This is a genomic window from Bacteroides caecigallinarum (assembly GCF_021530995.1).
Classification (GTDB): Bacteria; Bacteroidota; Bacteroidia; order Bacteroidales; family Bacteroidaceae; genus Phocaeicola; species Phocaeicola faecigallinarum.
Genome location: NZ_JADYTF010000092.1, coordinates 1 through 14,491, shown reverse-complemented (window position 1 = coordinate 14,491; position 14,491 = coordinate 1). Strand labels below are relative to the sequence as shown.

General features: G+C 42.0%; 17 protein-coding genes and 4 tRNA genes. 8 read left to right on the top strand and 13 right to left on the bottom strand.

Annotated features, from left to right (window positions below; all coding sequences use genetic code 11):
* Nucleotides 1–7: 7 nt before the first annotated feature.
* From nusB to I6E24_RS12055, 5 genes are read left to right on the top strand one after another with little or no spacing between them, the layout of a single operon-like run.
* Nucleotides 8–931 (top strand): transcription antitermination factor NusB, encoded by a 924-nt coding sequence (gene nusB / locus I6E24_RS12075; protein ID WP_235328796.1) that lies wholly within the window; start codon nucleotides 8–10, stop codon nucleotides 929–931.
* A 48-nt stretch (nucleotides 932–979) separates the two neighbouring features.
* Nucleotides 980–1,288, top strand: a complete 309-nt coding sequence (gene yajC, locus I6E24_RS12070) for a preprotein translocase subunit YajC (protein ID WP_235328794.1) — start codon at nucleotides 980–982, stop codon at nucleotides 1,286–1,288.
* 14 nt (nucleotides 1,289–1,302) lie between these two features.
* On the top strand, nucleotides 1,303–2,322 hold the full coding sequence (locus tag I6E24_RS12065; RefSeq protein WP_235328793.1) for a CdaR family protein: 1,020 nt from the start codon (nucleotides 1,303–1,305) through the stop codon (nucleotides 2,320–2,322).
* A 5-nt stretch (nucleotides 2,323–2,327) separates the two neighbouring features.
* A complete protein-coding gene (gene coaE, locus I6E24_RS12060; protein WP_235328792.1) occupies nucleotides 2,328–2,942 on the top strand; it encodes a dephospho-CoA kinase in 615 nt (204 codons plus the stop codon).
* 57 nt (nucleotides 2,943–2,999) lie between these two features.
* Entirely contained in the window at nucleotides 3,000–3,401 is a 402-nt protein-coding gene (locus I6E24_RS12055) for a DUF5606 family protein (RefSeq protein ID WP_235328791.1), read from the top strand.
* 150 nt (nucleotides 3,402–3,551) lie between these two features.
* Here I6E24_RS12055 and I6E24_RS12050 read toward each other — a convergent pair.
* The 6 genes from I6E24_RS12050 to I6E24_RS12025 all read right to left on the bottom strand — a co-directional run bounded on the left by I6E24_RS12050 (nucleotide 3,552) and on the right by I6E24_RS12025 (nucleotide 5,262).
* Nucleotides 3,552–3,624 (bottom strand) — tRNA-Gly (locus tag I6E24_RS12050).
* 13 nt (nucleotides 3,625–3,637) lie between these two features.
* Nucleotides 3,638–3,720 (bottom strand) — tRNA-Tyr (locus tag I6E24_RS12045).
* Between the two features lie 28 nt (nucleotides 3,721–3,748).
* Nucleotides 3,749–3,821: transfer RNA gene (locus tag I6E24_RS12040), tRNA-Gly, on the bottom strand.
* Between the two features lie 13 nt (nucleotides 3,822–3,834).
* Nucleotides 3,835–3,917, bottom strand: a tRNA-Tyr gene (locus tag I6E24_RS12035).
* Nucleotides 3,918–3,978: 61 nt separating this feature from the next.
* Entirely contained in the window at nucleotides 3,979–4,473 is a 495-nt protein-coding gene (ribH, locus tag I6E24_RS12030; RefSeq protein WP_235328789.1) for a 6,7-dimethyl-8-ribityllumazine synthase, read from the bottom strand.
* Between the two features lie 111 nt (nucleotides 4,474–4,584).
* Nucleotides 4,585–5,262, bottom strand: coding sequence for a tetratricopeptide repeat protein (locus I6E24_RS12025; protein ID WP_235328788.1), 678 nt, complete (start codon nucleotides 5,260–5,262; stop codon nucleotides 4,585–4,587).
* A gap of 147 nt (nucleotides 5,263–5,409) precedes the next feature.
* On the opposite strand from I6E24_RS12025, the gene recF reads away from it, so the two are divergent.
* Together recF and I6E24_RS12015 are read left to right on the top strand one after the other, a co-directional pair.
* On the top strand, nucleotides 5,410–6,531 hold the full coding sequence (gene recF, locus I6E24_RS12020; protein ID WP_235328787.1) for a DNA replication/repair protein RecF: 1,122 nt from the start codon (nucleotides 5,410–5,412) through the stop codon (nucleotides 6,529–6,531).
* Nucleotides 6,521–6,811 carry a DUF721 domain-containing protein gene (locus I6E24_RS12015; protein ID WP_235328786.1) on the top strand — a complete coding sequence of 97 codons (291 nt, stop codon included), beginning with the start codon at nucleotides 6,521–6,523 and terminating at the stop codon, nucleotides 6,809–6,811. Before recF ends, I6E24_RS12015 begins: the two co-directional genes overlap by 11 nt.
* On the opposite strand, the gene I6E24_RS12010 is transcribed toward I6E24_RS12015, so the two are convergent.
* Genes I6E24_RS12010 through I6E24_RS11985 form a run of 6 tightly spaced genes read right to left on the bottom strand, consistent with a single transcriptional unit; the run spans nucleotide 6,798 to nucleotide 12,693 of the window.
* On the bottom strand, nucleotides 6,798–7,349 hold the full coding sequence (locus I6E24_RS12010; RefSeq protein ID WP_235328795.1) for a 5-formyltetrahydrofolate cyclo-ligase: 552 nt from the start codon (nucleotides 7,347–7,349) through the stop codon (nucleotides 6,798–6,800). The two genes, I6E24_RS12015 and I6E24_RS12010, sit on opposite strands and share 14 nt — an antisense overlap.
* The gene (locus I6E24_RS12005; RefSeq protein WP_235328785.1) at nucleotides 7,349–9,016 is read right to left on the bottom strand and encodes a S41 family peptidase; all 1,668 of its coding nucleotides are present in this window, start codon (nucleotides 9,014–9,016) and stop codon (nucleotides 7,349–7,351) included. Before I6E24_RS12005 ends, I6E24_RS12010 begins: the two co-directional genes overlap by 1 nt.
* Before the next feature lie 37 nt (nucleotides 9,017–9,053).
* On the bottom strand, nucleotides 9,054–9,485 hold the full coding sequence (locus tag I6E24_RS12000) for a deoxycytidylate deaminase (RefSeq protein ID WP_235328784.1): 432 nt from the start codon (nucleotides 9,483–9,485) through the stop codon (nucleotides 9,054–9,056).
* Nucleotides 9,486–9,491: 6 nt separating this feature from the next.
* Nucleotides 9,492–9,956: a DUF4847 family protein gene (locus I6E24_RS11995; protein WP_235328783.1), complete on the bottom strand. Its 465-nt coding sequence runs from the start codon at nucleotides 9,954–9,956 to the stop codon at nucleotides 9,492–9,494.
* A gap of 13 nt (nucleotides 9,957–9,969) precedes the next feature.
* Nucleotides 9,970–12,006 carry a M3 family metallopeptidase gene (locus I6E24_RS11990; RefSeq protein WP_235328782.1) on the bottom strand — a complete coding sequence of 679 codons (2,037 nt, stop codon included), beginning with the start codon at nucleotides 12,004–12,006 and terminating at the stop codon, nucleotides 9,970–9,972.
* 6 nt (nucleotides 12,007–12,012) lie between these two features.
* Complete coding sequence (locus I6E24_RS11985) at nucleotides 12,013–12,693, bottom strand: Crp/Fnr family transcriptional regulator (RefSeq protein ID WP_235328780.1); 681 nt, start codon at nucleotides 12,691–12,693, stop codon at nucleotides 12,013–12,015.
* Nucleotides 12,694–12,830: 137 nt separating this feature from the next.
* Between I6E24_RS11985 and I6E24_RS11980 the strand changes: the two genes are divergently transcribed.
* The gene (locus I6E24_RS11980) at nucleotides 12,831–13,469 is read left to right on the top strand and encodes a MarC family protein (RefSeq protein ID WP_235328779.1); all 639 of its coding nucleotides are present in this window, start codon (nucleotides 12,831–12,833) and stop codon (nucleotides 13,467–13,469) included.
* Nucleotides 13,470–13,573: 104 nt separating this feature from the next.
* On the opposite strand, the gene I6E24_RS11975 is transcribed toward I6E24_RS11980, so the two are convergent.
* The gene (locus I6E24_RS11975; protein ID WP_235328778.1) at nucleotides 13,574–14,422 is read right to left on the bottom strand and encodes a helix-turn-helix domain-containing protein; all 849 of its coding nucleotides are present in this window, start codon (nucleotides 14,420–14,422) and stop codon (nucleotides 13,574–13,576) included.
* Between the last annotated feature and the right edge of the window lie 69 nt (nucleotides 14,423–14,491).

Here is a 14,491-nt window from a genome sequence, read left to right as displayed (position 1 = left end):
TATTAATATGATAAACAGAGTTCTTATTCGTCTGAAAATAGTTCAGATTATTTACGCTTATTATCAGAATGGCGGTAAAAACTTGGATACTGCAGAGAAAGAGTTGTTCTTCAGTCTATCCAAAGCGTACGATTTGTACAATTATCTTTTACTTCTTATGGTTGCTGTAACGCGGTATGCAAATAAGAAAATTGATGCTGCGAAGAATAAACTGGCACCTACAAAAGAAGAGTTATCACCTAACATGAGGTTTGTGGAAAACAAGTTCATTGCCCAGCTTGAGGCTAACAACGATCTTAATGCATTTGTTGTGGCACAGAAGAAAACATGGGACAATGAAGAGGATTTCGTAAAGTCTCTTTATGAAAAAATTCAGCAGAGCGAGATATATGCTGAATATATGGCAGCCGAGAGCGTAACTTATGATGACGACCGTGAGTTCTGGAGAAAAATATACAAGAACATAATTTTCAACAATACTGAACTTGACGAAGTTCTCGAAGACCAGAGTCTGTATTGGAACGACGATAAGGAAATAGTAGATACATTTGTTCTGAAGACAATCAAGCGTTTTGATCCTAAAAACGGTGCTAAGCAGGAGCTCCTACCTGAGTTCAAGGATGAGGAGGATCAGGATTTTGCCCGCCGTTTGTTCCGTCGTGCCATAATGAATGCCGAGTATTATCGTCACCTTATAGGCGAAACATCCAAGAATTGGGATTTGAACCGTGTAGCATTGATGGATGTAGTGATTATGCAGATTGCACTTGCCGAAATTCTAAGTTTCCCTAATATTCCTGTTAATGTCTCATTGAATGAATATGTTGAGATTGCCAAGCTTTACAGTACTCCTAAGAGCGGTGGTTTTATCAACGGAACATTGGATGCAATAGTTAACAAATTAAAAAAGGAAAATAAGCTGACAAAATAATGATATATTTGTCTGCGAAACTTAATATTAATCAAAAACGAAGAAACTATGAATTTATTGACAGTGATGCTCCAGGCTCAAGGTGGAGCAGATTATTCTTTTCTGATAATGATGGTGGCAATCTTTGCCATTATGTATTTTTTCATGATTCGTCCTCAGAACAAGAAGCAGAAAGAAATTGCAAATTTCCGCAAGAATCTTGAAGTAGGCCAGTCTGTTATTACTGCCGGTGGAATCTATGGAAAAGTAAAAGAACTGGAGGACAATGCTGTTGTAGTTGAAATCGCTCCAAGTGTAAAAATAAAAGTCGATAGAAATTCAATCTATGCTGATGCTCAGGCGCAGGTAAATAAATAATAAATTATATAGATATGTTGTTCGGTAAAAAGAACATCAAAGATATTTTTAACGACACTTTAGAATCAATCAGAAACTTCCTGCTTACTGAAAAGTTCAGGGAGTTTCTGATTTTTTCTTTTTTCGTTGCTATATCATTTGGTTTTTGGATGCTACAGACACTCGACGGAGTTTTTCAGACAGAATTCAGTATCCCGTTAAGATTAAAGTCCGTGCCAAAGGATGTTATAATAACATCCGAATTGCAGGATGAGGTAAGAGTGAAGGTCGAAGATAGAGGTACCGTATTGTTGAATTATATGTTAGGCAGGTCATTTCTGCCTGTTTCAATTGATTTTGCCGATTATGACAATACATCATCCTCTAGGGTTCTTTTGCCCTCAGCCGATTTGCGCAAACGTGTTTCGTCGCAGTTGAATTCTACTACCAAGCTATTGTCTGTATCACCCGATTCGGTAGGTTTCGTTTATTCTCGCGGTGATTTCAAGAAAGTACCGGTTTCAGTAAGCGGGAACATTGTTCCTGCCATGCAGTATTATGTGTCTGATTTAAAGCTCAGTCCCGATTCTGTCATAATTTATGCTCCTGCCGAGGTTCTCAGAAATATTCAGACAGCATATACCATGCCTCTTGATTGCGGAAATATCTCAGAAAATACCTCACTACGCACTTCTTTTAAAAAGATTGATGGTGTGAAATATGATCCACAGTTTTGTGATGTTTTAATATCCATAGACATGTATTCCGAGAAGACTGTAGACGTACCTGTGGTAGGTTTGGATTTTCCTCCAAACAAGACACTCCGTACTTTTCCGTCCAAGGTAAAGGTCACTTTTAAGGTAGGTCTCTCTGATTATTCGTCTGTCGATGCGTCCGATTTTCTGATAGGAGTGAAGTATTCCGATGTCAGTAATTCAGGCAAGGATCATGTAAGTCTTGTAGCAACTACAACAAATCCTGCTGTATCAAATATCAGGGTCACCCCTTCAAGTGTAGACTATCTTATCGAAGAAACCATAAAAATCCCAAGATAGGCAATATGAGAATCAGGTTAGGTATTACAGGAGGTATCGGGAGCGGAAAATCTTTTTTTTCGAAGGCATTGCGTGAACGCGGGATACCTGTTTTTGACTCAGACTCTGAGGCAAAGAAACTGATGCTTATGGACAATGACATAATCACATCGTTGAAAGCCTTGTTGGGCGATGATGTATATATCAATGGCGAAATCAACAAGCCTCTTCTGGCATCATATATATTTGCATCAGGCGATAATGCTTCAAGAGTAAATTCCATCGTTCATCCGTGCGTGAAGAAAGCTTTTCTCAGATGGGCAGACGAATGTTTTTCCGCCGGCCATCATATAGCTGCCATTGAAAGTGCCATATTGTTTGAGTCCGGTTTCGACGATATAGTTGACAGGGTAGTGATGGTTCATGCACCCTTGGAAACCAGAATCGCCAGAGTAATGGAGCGCGACAAAACTACAAGAGATAAGGTTATAGGAAGGATAAATTCGCAGATGGACGACCGTGAGAAATTGTCCAAATCCGATTTTATTATCGAAAACGATGGTACTGCTTCCATTGACAGTCAGATAGATAAACTAATTTCTGACTTGCATCTTATAAAAGATGTTCAATATCTTGTGTAATTCGAATGTGAATTGTATTTTTGCTCAATAAATTAATAACTAAAATATTATAGAAAAATGTTGAAAACAATTTTGGCTATATCCGGTAAACCGGGATTATATAAGCTGATTTCGCAGGGAAAGAATATGCTTATTGTTGAGTCTGTAGCAGACAGAAAGCGTATGCCTATTTACGCATCTGATAAGGTTATTTCATTAGGTGATATCGCTATGTATACAGATGCTGATGAAGTTCCATTGTCAGTGGTTCTTGAGGCTGTAAAAACAAAGGAAGAGGGTAAGGAAGCATCTTTGGACTACAAGAAAGCTTCAGCAGAAGAATTGGGCGAGTTCATGGCAGCTGTTCTTCCTAATTACGACAGAGACAGAGTTCATCTCAGCGATATTAAGAAGCTTATTCAGTGGTATAACCTGCTGGTGTCAAACGGTGTTACTGAATTCGCAGAAAGCGCAGAATAATCATATAATATTATAATAATAGATAGAGACCACTTCAAGCATACTTTGGGGTGGTCTTTTTTTATTCAATAATGTTTGATTTTCATGTGATATTTTACCTTCACATCTTTCACAAAAAAAAGAGAGTCCTGAAATCAGGACTCTCGGTAGAGCGGAAGACGGGGCTCAAACCCGCGACCCTCAGCTTGGAAGGCTAATGCTCTATCAACTGAGCTACTTCCGCATCTTTATTTTTGTGGGCAAAGATGGATTCGAACCACCGAAGGCATAAGCCAGCAGATTTACAGTCTGCCCCATTTGGCCACTCTGGTACTTGCCCTTTCGTGAAACATTGTTTCAATAATGAGAGCGGAAGACGGGGCTCAAACCCGCGACCCTCAGCTTGGAAGGCTAATGCTCTATCAACTGAGCTACTTCCGCATCTCTATTTTTGTGGGCAAAGATGGATTCGAACCACCGAAGGCGTAAGCCAGCAGATTTACAGTCTGCCCCATTTGGCCACTCTGGTATTTGCCCTTTAGCCATTGAAATCTTAACAACAGGTGTTGTTTTTTCCAATTGCGATGCAAAGATACAACTATTTTTTTAATCTGCAAGAGAAATCTATCATTTTTATTGCAGTAATTGCACATTCATCACCTTTATTTCCAAGTTTTCCTCCGGCTCTGTCCTCTGCCTGTTCCATTGTATTGGTTGTAATAAGACCGTAAATCACTGGCGTATCGGTAGTTGCGTTCAGATGAGCTATTCCCTGTGTTGTTCCGGCGCATACATAGTCAAAATGCGGAGTATCACCTCTTACTACACATCCTATTGCAATTATTGCGTCAAATTTGTTGCTTTTAATCATTTGTGCCGATCCGTAAGTAAGCTCGAAACTTCCCGGTACAGTCTGTACGTGTATATTCTCGTCCTTTGCGCCATGTTTTTTCAAAGTCTTTACAGCACCTTCCAGTAACGCTCCCGTAATATTGCTGTTCCATTCAGACACTACAATTCCGAATCTCATTTCCGATGCGTCCGGTACTGAATTGAAGTCATAATCAGACAGATTGTGATAAGCTGTTGCCATGATTTTATAAGTTTTTGTAGGGGTTAAATAAAAAAACAAGCACGGAACTCCTTTATGCGCATAGTTCTCTGATTCTGCGCCGGAAATCCGTGCCTGTAAGTAATATGTTTATTATTTAATAGAAGCGCGTTCTATATATTTGTCTATATCCATTGCCTGATAAGAATTGGCATAATCATTCTTTACACTCTTGTAAGCTTCTACAGCTTCAGCATTTTTACCTTGCTTTTCAAGAATCTGTCCTGCCTGTATCAGGTAGATTGGGCTCAATGAAAGACTGTTTGCACGTTTTGCAGCTTTAATCAGTGTTGCGGCAGCCTTGTCAAGCTGTCCCATCTGTGCGTAGCAGTTACCCATAGTTCCAAGTACTGCAGGTGCAACAAGCTGGTCATCAGCATCGAATTTGCTCAGATATTTTTCTGCATCTTCATATTTGCCAAGCTGTGCGTAGCATATTCCGGCATAAGCGTTAGCCAGATTTCCTGCCTTAGTTCCGCTGAATTCGTCAGCCAGTTTCACAAAACCTGCATATCCCAGGCTGTCACCGTTCAGGGCAGCTTCAAAATTGTCTGCACCGAAATATTGTTCACCTTTGAATATTGCTTCCGAAGCTTTCAGTTCTTTTGGCTCAGATACAAAGTTTGTATATGCCATGTATCCACCCACGATAACTACCAATGCAATTACTGCACCTAATATCAAATTCTTGTTTTTGGTAAGGAATTCCTCAGAATTGCTGATAGTCTCATCCATGTTCAGCAAATCATTTGTGTTTTTTTGTTGACTCATTGTTTGTATTATTTTTTATTATTATTATCAATGTATATTTCGGACAGCAAAAGTAATTTATTTATGTATATAAATGAAATTTGTCGGCATCTTTTTTTATCAATCATGCTTTTATTGCTAATTTTGTGGCTAAAACATGACTTAATTATGTGGCTTAAACGCATCTCCATACTTAATTACAAGAACATAGAGCAGGCAGAACTCTCTTTTTCTCCCAAAATGAATTGTATAATAGGCCGTAACGGTATGGGTAAGACCAACCTTATGGATGCCGTATACTATCTTTCATTCTGCAAGAGTGCTACAAATCCCATCGACACCCAGAACATTCTTCACGACCGCGATTTCTTTGTGGTCCAGGGCTTCTATCAGACTGACAGTGGAGCGCCTGAAGAGGTATATTGCGGACTGAAGCGGAAGCAGAAAAAACAGTTCAAGCGTAATAAAAAGGAGTACACACGTCTGTCGGACCATATCGGTCTGATACCTCTCGTCATGGTCTCGCCATCCGATTCGGTATTAATATCCGGTGGAAGTGAGGAACGCCGCCGCTTTATCGATGTGGTAATCTCTCAGTTCGACCGCGAATACCTCGATGCCCTCATACGCTACAACAAGGCTATGCTGCAGCGTAACACTCTCCTGAAATCGGAAGTCGAGCCCGAACCTGAGCTTATGAACGTATGGGAAGAAATGATGGCAGCCACCGGCGAAGTGGTGTACAGAAAACGCCGTCAGTTTATTGATGAATTTATCAAGGTCTTCCAGTCATATTACTCGTTCATATCCGAAGATATGGAGACGGTAAGTCTGGAATACGAGTCGCATGCTTCGCAGGGAGACCTCCTGACCATAATCCGTGAGAGCCGTCAGCGCGACCTCATCATGGGTTATTCCCTCAAGGGAATCCACAAGGACGACCTTATTATGAAGTTAGGCGATTTCCCTATCAAGCGCGAAGGCTCACAGGGACAGAACAAGACATATCTCATAGCCCTGAAACTTGCCCAGTTTGAGTTCCTTAAGCGTACCGGAAGCCGCACCACACCCATAGTGTTGCTCGACGATATATTCGACAAGCTCGATGCCCATAGGGTAGAGCAGATAGTGAAACTTGTGGCTGGCGACAGCTTCGGACAGATATTTGTGACGGATACCAACCGCGACCATCTGGACAAGATACTTAAGAAGATTGACGGAGACTATAAGCTGTTTGAAGTAGAGAACGGCAACATTACAGAAAGAAAGGAGACTACAGATGAAGCGTAATAACACAGAAAAACTCGGCGATGTGATAATGCAGCTTTTGCGTCAGGAAGGTCTGGAGACACCTCTCAACCAGTACCGCCTTATAGACTCATGGAAGGATGTGGTAGGTCCCGTAATATTCAGACACACCACCAATATATATATAAAGAACCAGACACTTTATGTCCACCTCTCTTCGTCGGTCATCCGTCAGGAACTTCAGATGGGGCGCGAGATATTAATAAGAAACCTGAACTCCCGTGTAGGAGCCCAGGTTATTACAAATATTATTTTTTGCTGACATATCCGTCTTCTGTCCACACCTCGTCCATTGCTACATCAAGTTCGCTGTGTGGAATTTCGTCACTCAGCTGGAATCCGAAACAGACACCGATTTTGAAAGTGTTCAGTCTTTTCAGGAAACGGTCATAATAGCCTTTGCCTCTTCCAAGCCTGTTTCCGTGTCTGTCGAATGAGACTCCCGGTATTATGGCCACATCTATTGATATCAGGTCGTTGTAAGCTTCTCCCTGAGGCTCGTCAATGTTAAAGCTTCCTTTCTGCATGCATTCCTTGCCTGTATATACCCTCAGCTCCAGTTCGTCACCCTTTACCACAGGCAGCAGGACAGTCTTCTCTTTGCTCAGTTTCTCTACTAAGTCGTGTGTATTCACTTCGTCCGGCAGCGAGTAGTACATCAGCACCGTTTTTGCGCATTTCAGTATTACATTATCTTCCAGCCTTTCCATTATGCCGGAAGACAATGTCTTAAGTTCACTTTCCGAAAAATCCTTTTTTCTCTCGGCAATGCGCTTTCTTATTTCACTTTTCACTTCCATCATGCAGCCCCTTTTTCAGTCTGTTCTTTGTCTGCCATATCGGGCGCGGGCGCTTCAGGCACTGATTCTCCTTTCTCAAGAACTTCCACTGCCTTCAGCACAGTATTGTCCGTCCTGTTCAGATATTTTATATACTCTTCCATGCCCAGCATGTTGTAGATGATATTTCCGTAAATACTTGTTTCGAACAGTTCTTTTGATGTGATGAGCATGTTGTTTCTTCTTTTCAGTCCCTTCTTTTCAGCCCATTTCGCGAATTTTACGAGCAGGTTCTGTGTCTTCAGGTAATTGCTCATCTCTTCCTCTGTCTTGTATTCCATCAGTTTGTTTCTGTTCTGGTCTGTATAGTCGAAAGTATATCTTATTATCAGGCCCCTGTTTGCAGCCATTCTGAAGTAAGATGTCATACCCAGAGTGTCGTGTGGTACAAAAATGTCAGGCATTATACCGCCACCGCCGTAAACCTTTCTTCCCAGTCCTGTGTAATAAACTTCATTCTCGTTCTGCTTGATGCTGTCGGCCGAGAAGAATTCTCCGTGCTCATATCTTGTCAGCAGATCCATTTCGTATTCCGCACCTTTACCCTTTTCGTAAGGCTTCTGTATGCATCTTCCCGAAGGAGTGTGATATCTGGCTATGGTCAGTCTGATGGCAGAACCGTCATTAAACTCAATAGGCTGTTGCACAAGTCCCTTTCCGAACGAGCGTCTTCCTATGATGGTACCCCTGTCGTTGTCCTGTATTGCACCGGCAAAAATCTCGCTTGCTGATGCCGAACCTTCATCCACCAGAACCACTATAGGCAGCGACTGGCTGCTTCCTGTTCCGTTCGATGTATAGTTTTCTCTCGGGAATTTCCTTCCTTCGGTGTAAACTATCAGTTTGTTTGCCGGAAGGAACTCATTTACCATCTGTATGGCAGCGGCCATATATCCTCCCGTGTTGCCTCTCAAGTCAACTATCAGCCCCTGCATATTCTCCTGGTTCAGTTTTGCCAGTGCGAAAAGCAGTTCAGGATAAGTGGTCTCGCCGAATTTGTTCACTTTGACGAATCCCCACTTTCCGTCAATCATGTATGCGGCATCAACACTTTTTACCGGAATGTCACCTCTTATAATAGTGAAATGCAGAGTTTCAGGCTCTCCCGGACGGAAAATACCAAGTTTCACCTCGCTGCCTTTTTCGCCCTTAAGTCTCTTCATGGCCTCGCTGTTGGTTACTTTTTTCCCCACGAAAGCAGAGTCGTCCACCTCAATTATTCGGTCACCCGCCATAAGTCCCACTTTTTCCGAAGGTCCTCCCGGTATCACGCTGTTCACGTGTATCGTATCGTCCTTTATAGTGAACTGTATGCCTATACCGCTGAAGTGACCCTTCAGTTCCGAATTCACCTCTTCCAGGTTCTTTGCCGGAATGTATGAAGAGTGTGGGTCCAGTTCCGAAAGAATCAGCGGCATGGTTTTTTCTACCATGTCTTCCATATTCATTGTATCCACATACGAGTCGTTGACTATTCTCAGCAGAGCGTTAATCTTGTTTGACGATCCCTTTATCACTCCAAGTCTGTTGCTGGAGTAAATGTTGGAGTAAAACACCCCTATAGCTATACCGATCACTATTCCTACAGCCAGTAATATCGGCATGAAACGTTTATACTTATTGTCCATATATGTAGATTTTATGTTATACCTTATATCATAAATATTATTCCTTGTTTTCCAGATATATAACCTCAATTCCGGCTTTCTTCAGCAGGTTCAGTCCGTCTTCAAGTCTGTACTTCTCACCATAAACCAGCCTTTTTATTCCAGCCTGTATTATGAGTTTTGCACATTCTATACACGGCGATGTTGTGACATACATTGTAGCTCCCTCACTGCTGTTGTTTGAGCGTGCTATTTTTGTGATAGCGTTGGCTTCAGCATGCAGAACGTAAGGAATAGTCAGTCCTTCTTCATCTTCGCATACGTTACTGAATCCTGACGGTGTACCGTTATATCCGTCCGAGATTATCATTTTGTCCTTTACTATGAGTGCACCCACCTGACGGCGTTTGCAGTATGAGTTTTCTGCCCATATGCGCGCCATGCGCATATATCTTTTGTCTAATATTTCCTGTTTGTTTTCCTGTTCCATATATGTTTATCTGTGATTGAATTGTATATAAGAAGTCTTGTCCTGAGGTGCCAGTTGCATCGTCATGCTGTCACCCTGATAGAATCTTACGTTCTTTAGTCTTGTGATGAACTCAGCATTTTTCCCTTTAAGAGCTATTGTGGCTTCAATATTCGTAATATTGAAACTTTTGTCTTTGGCATTTGCGCTCCATCTGGCAGTGAAAGTTCCTCCGTCTATTTCTCCTCTCATCGTACCGTCCTCTTCGAACACTACGGTGAACGAGTTAATTGTTTTCAGGTCGTCAATGGTTGTAAATACAGGCTTTCCTGGTTTGTAGGCCAGATTGTTCCAGTTGCAGTCTGTATAATAATTGTTCACTCTCCATGTACCGCTCGCGAATATTTCGAACACGTCATCCTCCTGATTGCATCCGCACAGGATCAATGGCAGTACCATAAGTGTCAGTATATACTTTATTATCTTTTTCATTGTTATAAAAGTTTTATTTTATTCCATTTCTCCTCAGCAATGCCTCAATACCCGGTTCCTGTCCGCGGAAGCGTTTGTATAGTGTCATAGGATGTTCAGTTCCGCCTTTCGACAGAATATTGTCTCTGAACGACTGTGCCACTTCGCGGTTGAAAATACCATTTTCCTTGAATACTGAGAAAGCATCCGCATCGAGTACCTCTGCCCATTTGTAGCTATAGTATCCTGCAGAATATCCGCCCGACATGATGTGTCCGAACTGTACACTCATACACGCTTCGTCCACCTGTGGCAGAAGCTGAGTCTTTTCCCATGCCTTCTTTTCATATTCCTTCACGTTGCCGTCGAAAGCTTCTTTCCTGGTGTACCATGCCATGTCCAGGAAACCGAAGCTAAGCTGGCGCAGACACGCGTATGCCACATTGAAGTTCTGCGAGTCGACTATACTCTTGATGAGGCTTTCAGGGATAGCCTCACCGGTTATATAATGTCTGGCAAATGTGTTCAGGAATTCCTTTTCCACTGCAAAGTTCTCCATAATCTGCGATGGAAGCTCCACGAAGTCCCAGTAGACGTTGGTTCCGCTCATACACTGGAATCGTGTGTTGGCAAACATGCCGTGCAGTGCATGACCGAACTCATGCAGGAATGTGTTCACCTCCGAGAATGTGAGTAGGGCAGGCTTGTCGGCTGTAGGTTTTGTGAAGTTCATCGTAACCGATACATGCGGGCGGCTGTTCGTACCGTCGTCCTCTATCCACTGCTCCTTATAGCTGGTCATCCATGCTCCCGAGCGTTTGCCTTCCCTCGGATGGAAGTCTGTGTAGAGCACAGCCAGAAAGCTTCCGTCGGCATCAAACACTTCGAAAGCCTTTACGTCGGGATGATACACCGGTATATCCTTGTTCTCATGGAATGTTATTCCGTATAGTCTTGTGGCAAGTCCGAACACACCTTCCTTCACCTTTTCCAGTTCGAAGTAAGGTCTTAGCGCCTCTTCGTCGAGGCTGTATTTGCGGTTTTTCAGTTTTTCTGCATAGAAAGAGAAATCCCATGGCATAAGAGTGAAACCATCTCCTTCGGTTTCCTTTGCCAGCTGTTCTATCTCTTCAATTTCCTTGTGCGCTGTAGGCGAGTATGCTTCAAGCAGATCATTCAGAAGTCTGTAAACATTCTCGCTCTTCTCTGCCATCCTTTTCTTCAATACATAGTCGGCGTAAGTCTCAAATCCCAGCAGTTGCGCTATTTCCATACGCTTGTTCACCAGCTGCTTCACAATGTCAATGTTGTTCCATTCATCATCGTGTGTACACTGAGTGTTGTATGCCATATACATCTGTTTTCTCAGCTCTCTGCGGTCGCTGTATTTCATGAACGGCACATAGCTTGGAGCCTGCAGAGTGAATATCCATCCTTCCTTGTCTTTGCTCTTTGCGGTATGTTCTGCAGCTTCAACTGCACTTTCAGGCAATCCTTCCAGGTCATTTCTGTCTGTGATGTGCAGTTCGAATCTGTTGGTCTCCTTCAGATGGTTTTGCGAGAATTTCAGTGTCAGTGAGCTCAGTTCAGCTGAAAGCTTTCTGAAAGTCTCCTTATCATCATCACTCAGGTTGGCACCGTTTCTGATAAATCCGTCGTATGTTTTTTCCAGCAGTCTGCTTTCTTCCGGTGTAAGGTTTAGGCTTTCTTTCTTGTCGTACACCTTTTTCACCTTATCGAACAACACCGGGTTCAGGCTGATATTGTTACTGTGTTCGGTCAGTTCCGGCATCAGCTTTTCCGCAATAGCATCCAGCTCATCATTGGTTTCGGCGCTCATCAGATTGAAGAACACTGTAGTAACCCTGTCCAGAAGCTTTCCCGAATGTTCCAGTGCCAGTATAGTGTTTTCGAAATCCGGTTCTTCCGTATTTTCGGTAATAGCCTTAATCTCTTCGTCTTCCACTCTCATCCCTTCTCTTATAGCCGGCTCATAGTCGGTTATAGAGATTCTGTCAAATGGTGTAGTGTCGTGCGGTGTGTTATATGGTTGTAAAAATGGATTTGTCATATTTCTTTATTTTCTCACCTCCTTAATGAGAGCTGCCATATCTTCTATTGTTATCTTTTTTCTTCCCAGAGTCAATATTCCCATTTCCTGAAACTCATTCAGAGCTCTCGATACGTTTATTCTTGTATCGTCAATAAGCGAAGCCAGATCCTCCATTGTTATGGTCAGAGTTTTCTTTCCGCTGGTTGTCAGACATCTCAGTGTCAGGAAGTTCATAAGTTTCTCTTTCGTACATCCAATGTGCGAGTTCCACAGTTTGATGTTCGCACTCTGTGCCCTGTTGCTTATAATGTTCAGGTAGTTAAGGTTGAAAATTTCGTATTTGCACAGATTGGTCAGTATATAGCTCTTGTCTATATTAAGTGTTTCCACCTCGTCAATAGCCGAATACGAAGCATGATATTTCGTATGCATCCCGAACAGCGAATACGGCTCTATAATGTACGGTCCTGATATTTGCTCTTCAATCCTGAAGTTATATTTTTCGTCGGTCGAAGTAATTGCCACGTTGCCGTCGAGGATGAAAATCAGGCTGTTACATTTGTCTCCCTGCAATGCAATGTTCTGCTTGTGCTCAAATGTATGGAAACCCATTTTCACCTTCTCTATGATGCTTGTAATATTTTCCTTTGTCAGTCCCTGGAATAATGGAAGTTCCAGGAGTGTATCATACATTGAACCTTTCATGTTCCGTTAAATTTAATTGAGTGTAAATCTTTATTTTAACATACAAAGTTAACCAATTATTTTGTATCATCGCTTTTGTATATATTGTTTTTAGTATTTTTTTGTTAACTTTGCGGTGTACAAATACATCGATAAATATGAAAACTTTATTTATTCAGCCTGCTGCGGCTTCCTTTTTCGGAGCTTTTGATTTTCAGCAGTTTCTCAGTGCATTCATAGTGTTGTTTGCGGTGATAGATATAATAGGTTCCATACCTATAATTCTGGATTTGAAGCAGAAGGGCAGGCCGGTAAATTCCATGAAGGCCACTTTGATAGCCTTTGCCCTGTTGCTGGGTTTCTTTTATGCCGGCGATATGATGCTCCGTCTTTTCCAGGTAGATATAGCCTCGTTTGCCGTAGCCGGTGCATTCGTTATTTTCATGATGTCGCTCGAGATGATTCTTGATGTTGAGATATTCAAGAACACAGGTCCTATTAAGGAAGCCACACTGGTTCCTCTTGTATTCCCTTTGTTGGCGGGAGCCGGAGCCTTTACCACATTGCTGTCGCTGCGTGCTGAATATGCCCCAATCAATATAGTATTGGCACTTACGCTTAACATGGTGTGGGTATTCATAGTCTTGAAGCTGACCGATGTGATAGAACGTTTCCTTGGTAAAGGCGGTATATACGTCATCCGCAAGTTTTTCGGGATCATTCTGCTTGCCATTTCGGCCAGACTTTTCACGGCCAATATCACCTCTCTTATTGAGCAGTTCCAGGCCTTGAAATAGGCTCTGGGGCGTTTTTAAAAAACATGGGCAAATTTAAGTTTAAACGTGCCCGCGTTTTAGTTTAAATTTGCCCGCGTTTTTTTATAGAGATTTCGCTGCAAATTTTAGCCCTTATTCCTGTACTCCAGAGGGCTCATTCCCACATGTCGTTTGAAGTATTTTCCGAAGAACGACATGTTGGCGAAATTCAGTGAATCCGATATCACCTGTATGCTTTGATGTGTGGATTTAAGTTGGGATTTGGCATCCATTATCACCATCGACGATATTATGTCCGCACATGTTTTTCCGGTAGACTGTTTTATGATGGAACACAGATGAGCATGAGTAATTCCCAGTTTTTCGGCATACCATGCCACGTTTCTGTTGTCGTTATAGTGTTGCATAACCAGCTGTGTGAAAGCTTTGCATAGCTGTTCGCTTTTGGATGACGTAACATTCTCATTGTCTGTTTTTCTCTTGTAAATCATTGAAATGCCTTTATGGGCATCACTGAAAATGTTGTCTGCTATCTCCCGTTTTAATTTATCATCGAACATTTCATATATATCTATCAGGAGTTTGAAATACTTTTCTGTCATCATAGCTCCTTTGTCCGATAGTGATATTTTGGGCTTTCCCAGTGTGGAATATATCGCGTCAAGCAGAATTTTAGCCTTGTCGTTGTGCTCTACATATTTTGATGAGAATCCTACGAAATAGATTTTCAAATCCCCGTTCAGGTCGTTAATCTGGAATATGGAGCCTGGCATCAGTGTGATAATGTCATTCTTATTTACGGTAATATGGTTAAGATTGACCGATGCCTCTATTTCTCCTTCCATACATAACGCCATTATTTCGCATTTTAGCCGGACCGGATAGTTTTTATATAATCCCAGCAGCTCTTTGCTTATGTCTGTGCCTGCCAGCCAGTCTTCCGGCAGATCGAATTTAGGTATAGTGTTGTCCATTTGATGTGTGTTTTATAGCCTGATACAAATTTAGTAAATTTGAAGTATAGACCAATGCTTGTATTACTA

Excerpts from the sequence above, each read along its gene's own strand:
- nusB (WP_235328796.1), top strand. The coding sequence starts at position 8 with ATGATAAACAGAGTTCTTATTCGTCTGAAAATAGTTCAGATTATTTAC.
- yajC (WP_235328794.1), top strand. The coding sequence starts at position 980 with ATGAATTTATTGACAGTGATGCTCCAGGCTCAAGGTGGAGCAGATTAT.
- I6E24_RS12065 (WP_235328793.1), top strand. The coding sequence starts at position 1,303 with ATGTTGTTCGGTAAAAAGAACATCAAAGATATTTTTAACGACACTTTA.
- coaE (WP_235328792.1), top strand. The coding sequence starts at position 2,328 with ATGAGAATCAGGTTAGGTATTACAGGAGGTATCGGGAGCGGAAAATCT.
- I6E24_RS12055 (WP_235328791.1), top strand. The coding sequence starts at position 3,000 with ATGTTGAAAACAATTTTGGCTATATCCGGTAAACCGGGATTATATAAG.
- ribH (WP_235328789.1), bottom strand. The coding sequence starts at position 4,473 with ATGGCAACAGCTTATCACAATCTGTCTGATTATGACTTCAATTCAGTA.
- I6E24_RS12025 (WP_235328788.1), bottom strand. The coding sequence starts at position 5,262 with ATGAGTCAACAAAAAAACACAAATGATTTGCTGAACATGGATGAGACT.
- recF (WP_235328787.1), top strand. The coding sequence starts at position 5,410 with ATGTGGCTTAAACGCATCTCCATACTTAATTACAAGAACATAGAGCAG.
- I6E24_RS12015 (WP_235328786.1), top strand. The coding sequence starts at position 6,521 with ATGAAGCGTAATAACACAGAAAAACTCGGCGATGTGATAATGCAGCTT.
- I6E24_RS12010 (WP_235328795.1), bottom strand. The coding sequence starts at position 7,349 with ATGGAAGTGAAAAGTGAAATAAGAAAGCGCATTGCCGAGAGAAAAAAG.
- I6E24_RS12005 (WP_235328785.1), bottom strand. The coding sequence starts at position 9,016 with ATGGACAATAAGTATAAACGTTTCATGCCGATATTACTGGCTGTAGGA.
- I6E24_RS12000 (WP_235328784.1), bottom strand. The coding sequence starts at position 9,485 with ATGGAACAGGAAAACAAACAGGAAATATTAGACAAAAGATATATGCGC.
- I6E24_RS11995 (WP_235328783.1), bottom strand. The coding sequence starts at position 9,956 with ATGAAAAAGATAATAAAGTATATACTGACACTTATGGTACTGCCATTG.
- I6E24_RS11990 (WP_235328782.1), bottom strand. The coding sequence starts at position 12,006 with ATGACAAATCCATTTTTACAACCATATAACACACCGCACGACACTACA.
- I6E24_RS11985 (WP_235328780.1), bottom strand. The coding sequence starts at position 12,693 with ATGAAAGGTTCAATGTATGATACACTCCTGGAACTTCCATTATTCCAG.
- I6E24_RS11980 (WP_235328779.1), top strand. The coding sequence starts at position 12,831 with ATGAAAACTTTATTTATTCAGCCTGCTGCGGCTTCCTTTTTCGGAGCT.
- I6E24_RS11975 (WP_235328778.1), bottom strand. The coding sequence starts at position 14,422 with ATGGACAACACTATACCTAAATTCGATCTGCCGGAAGACTGGCTGGCA.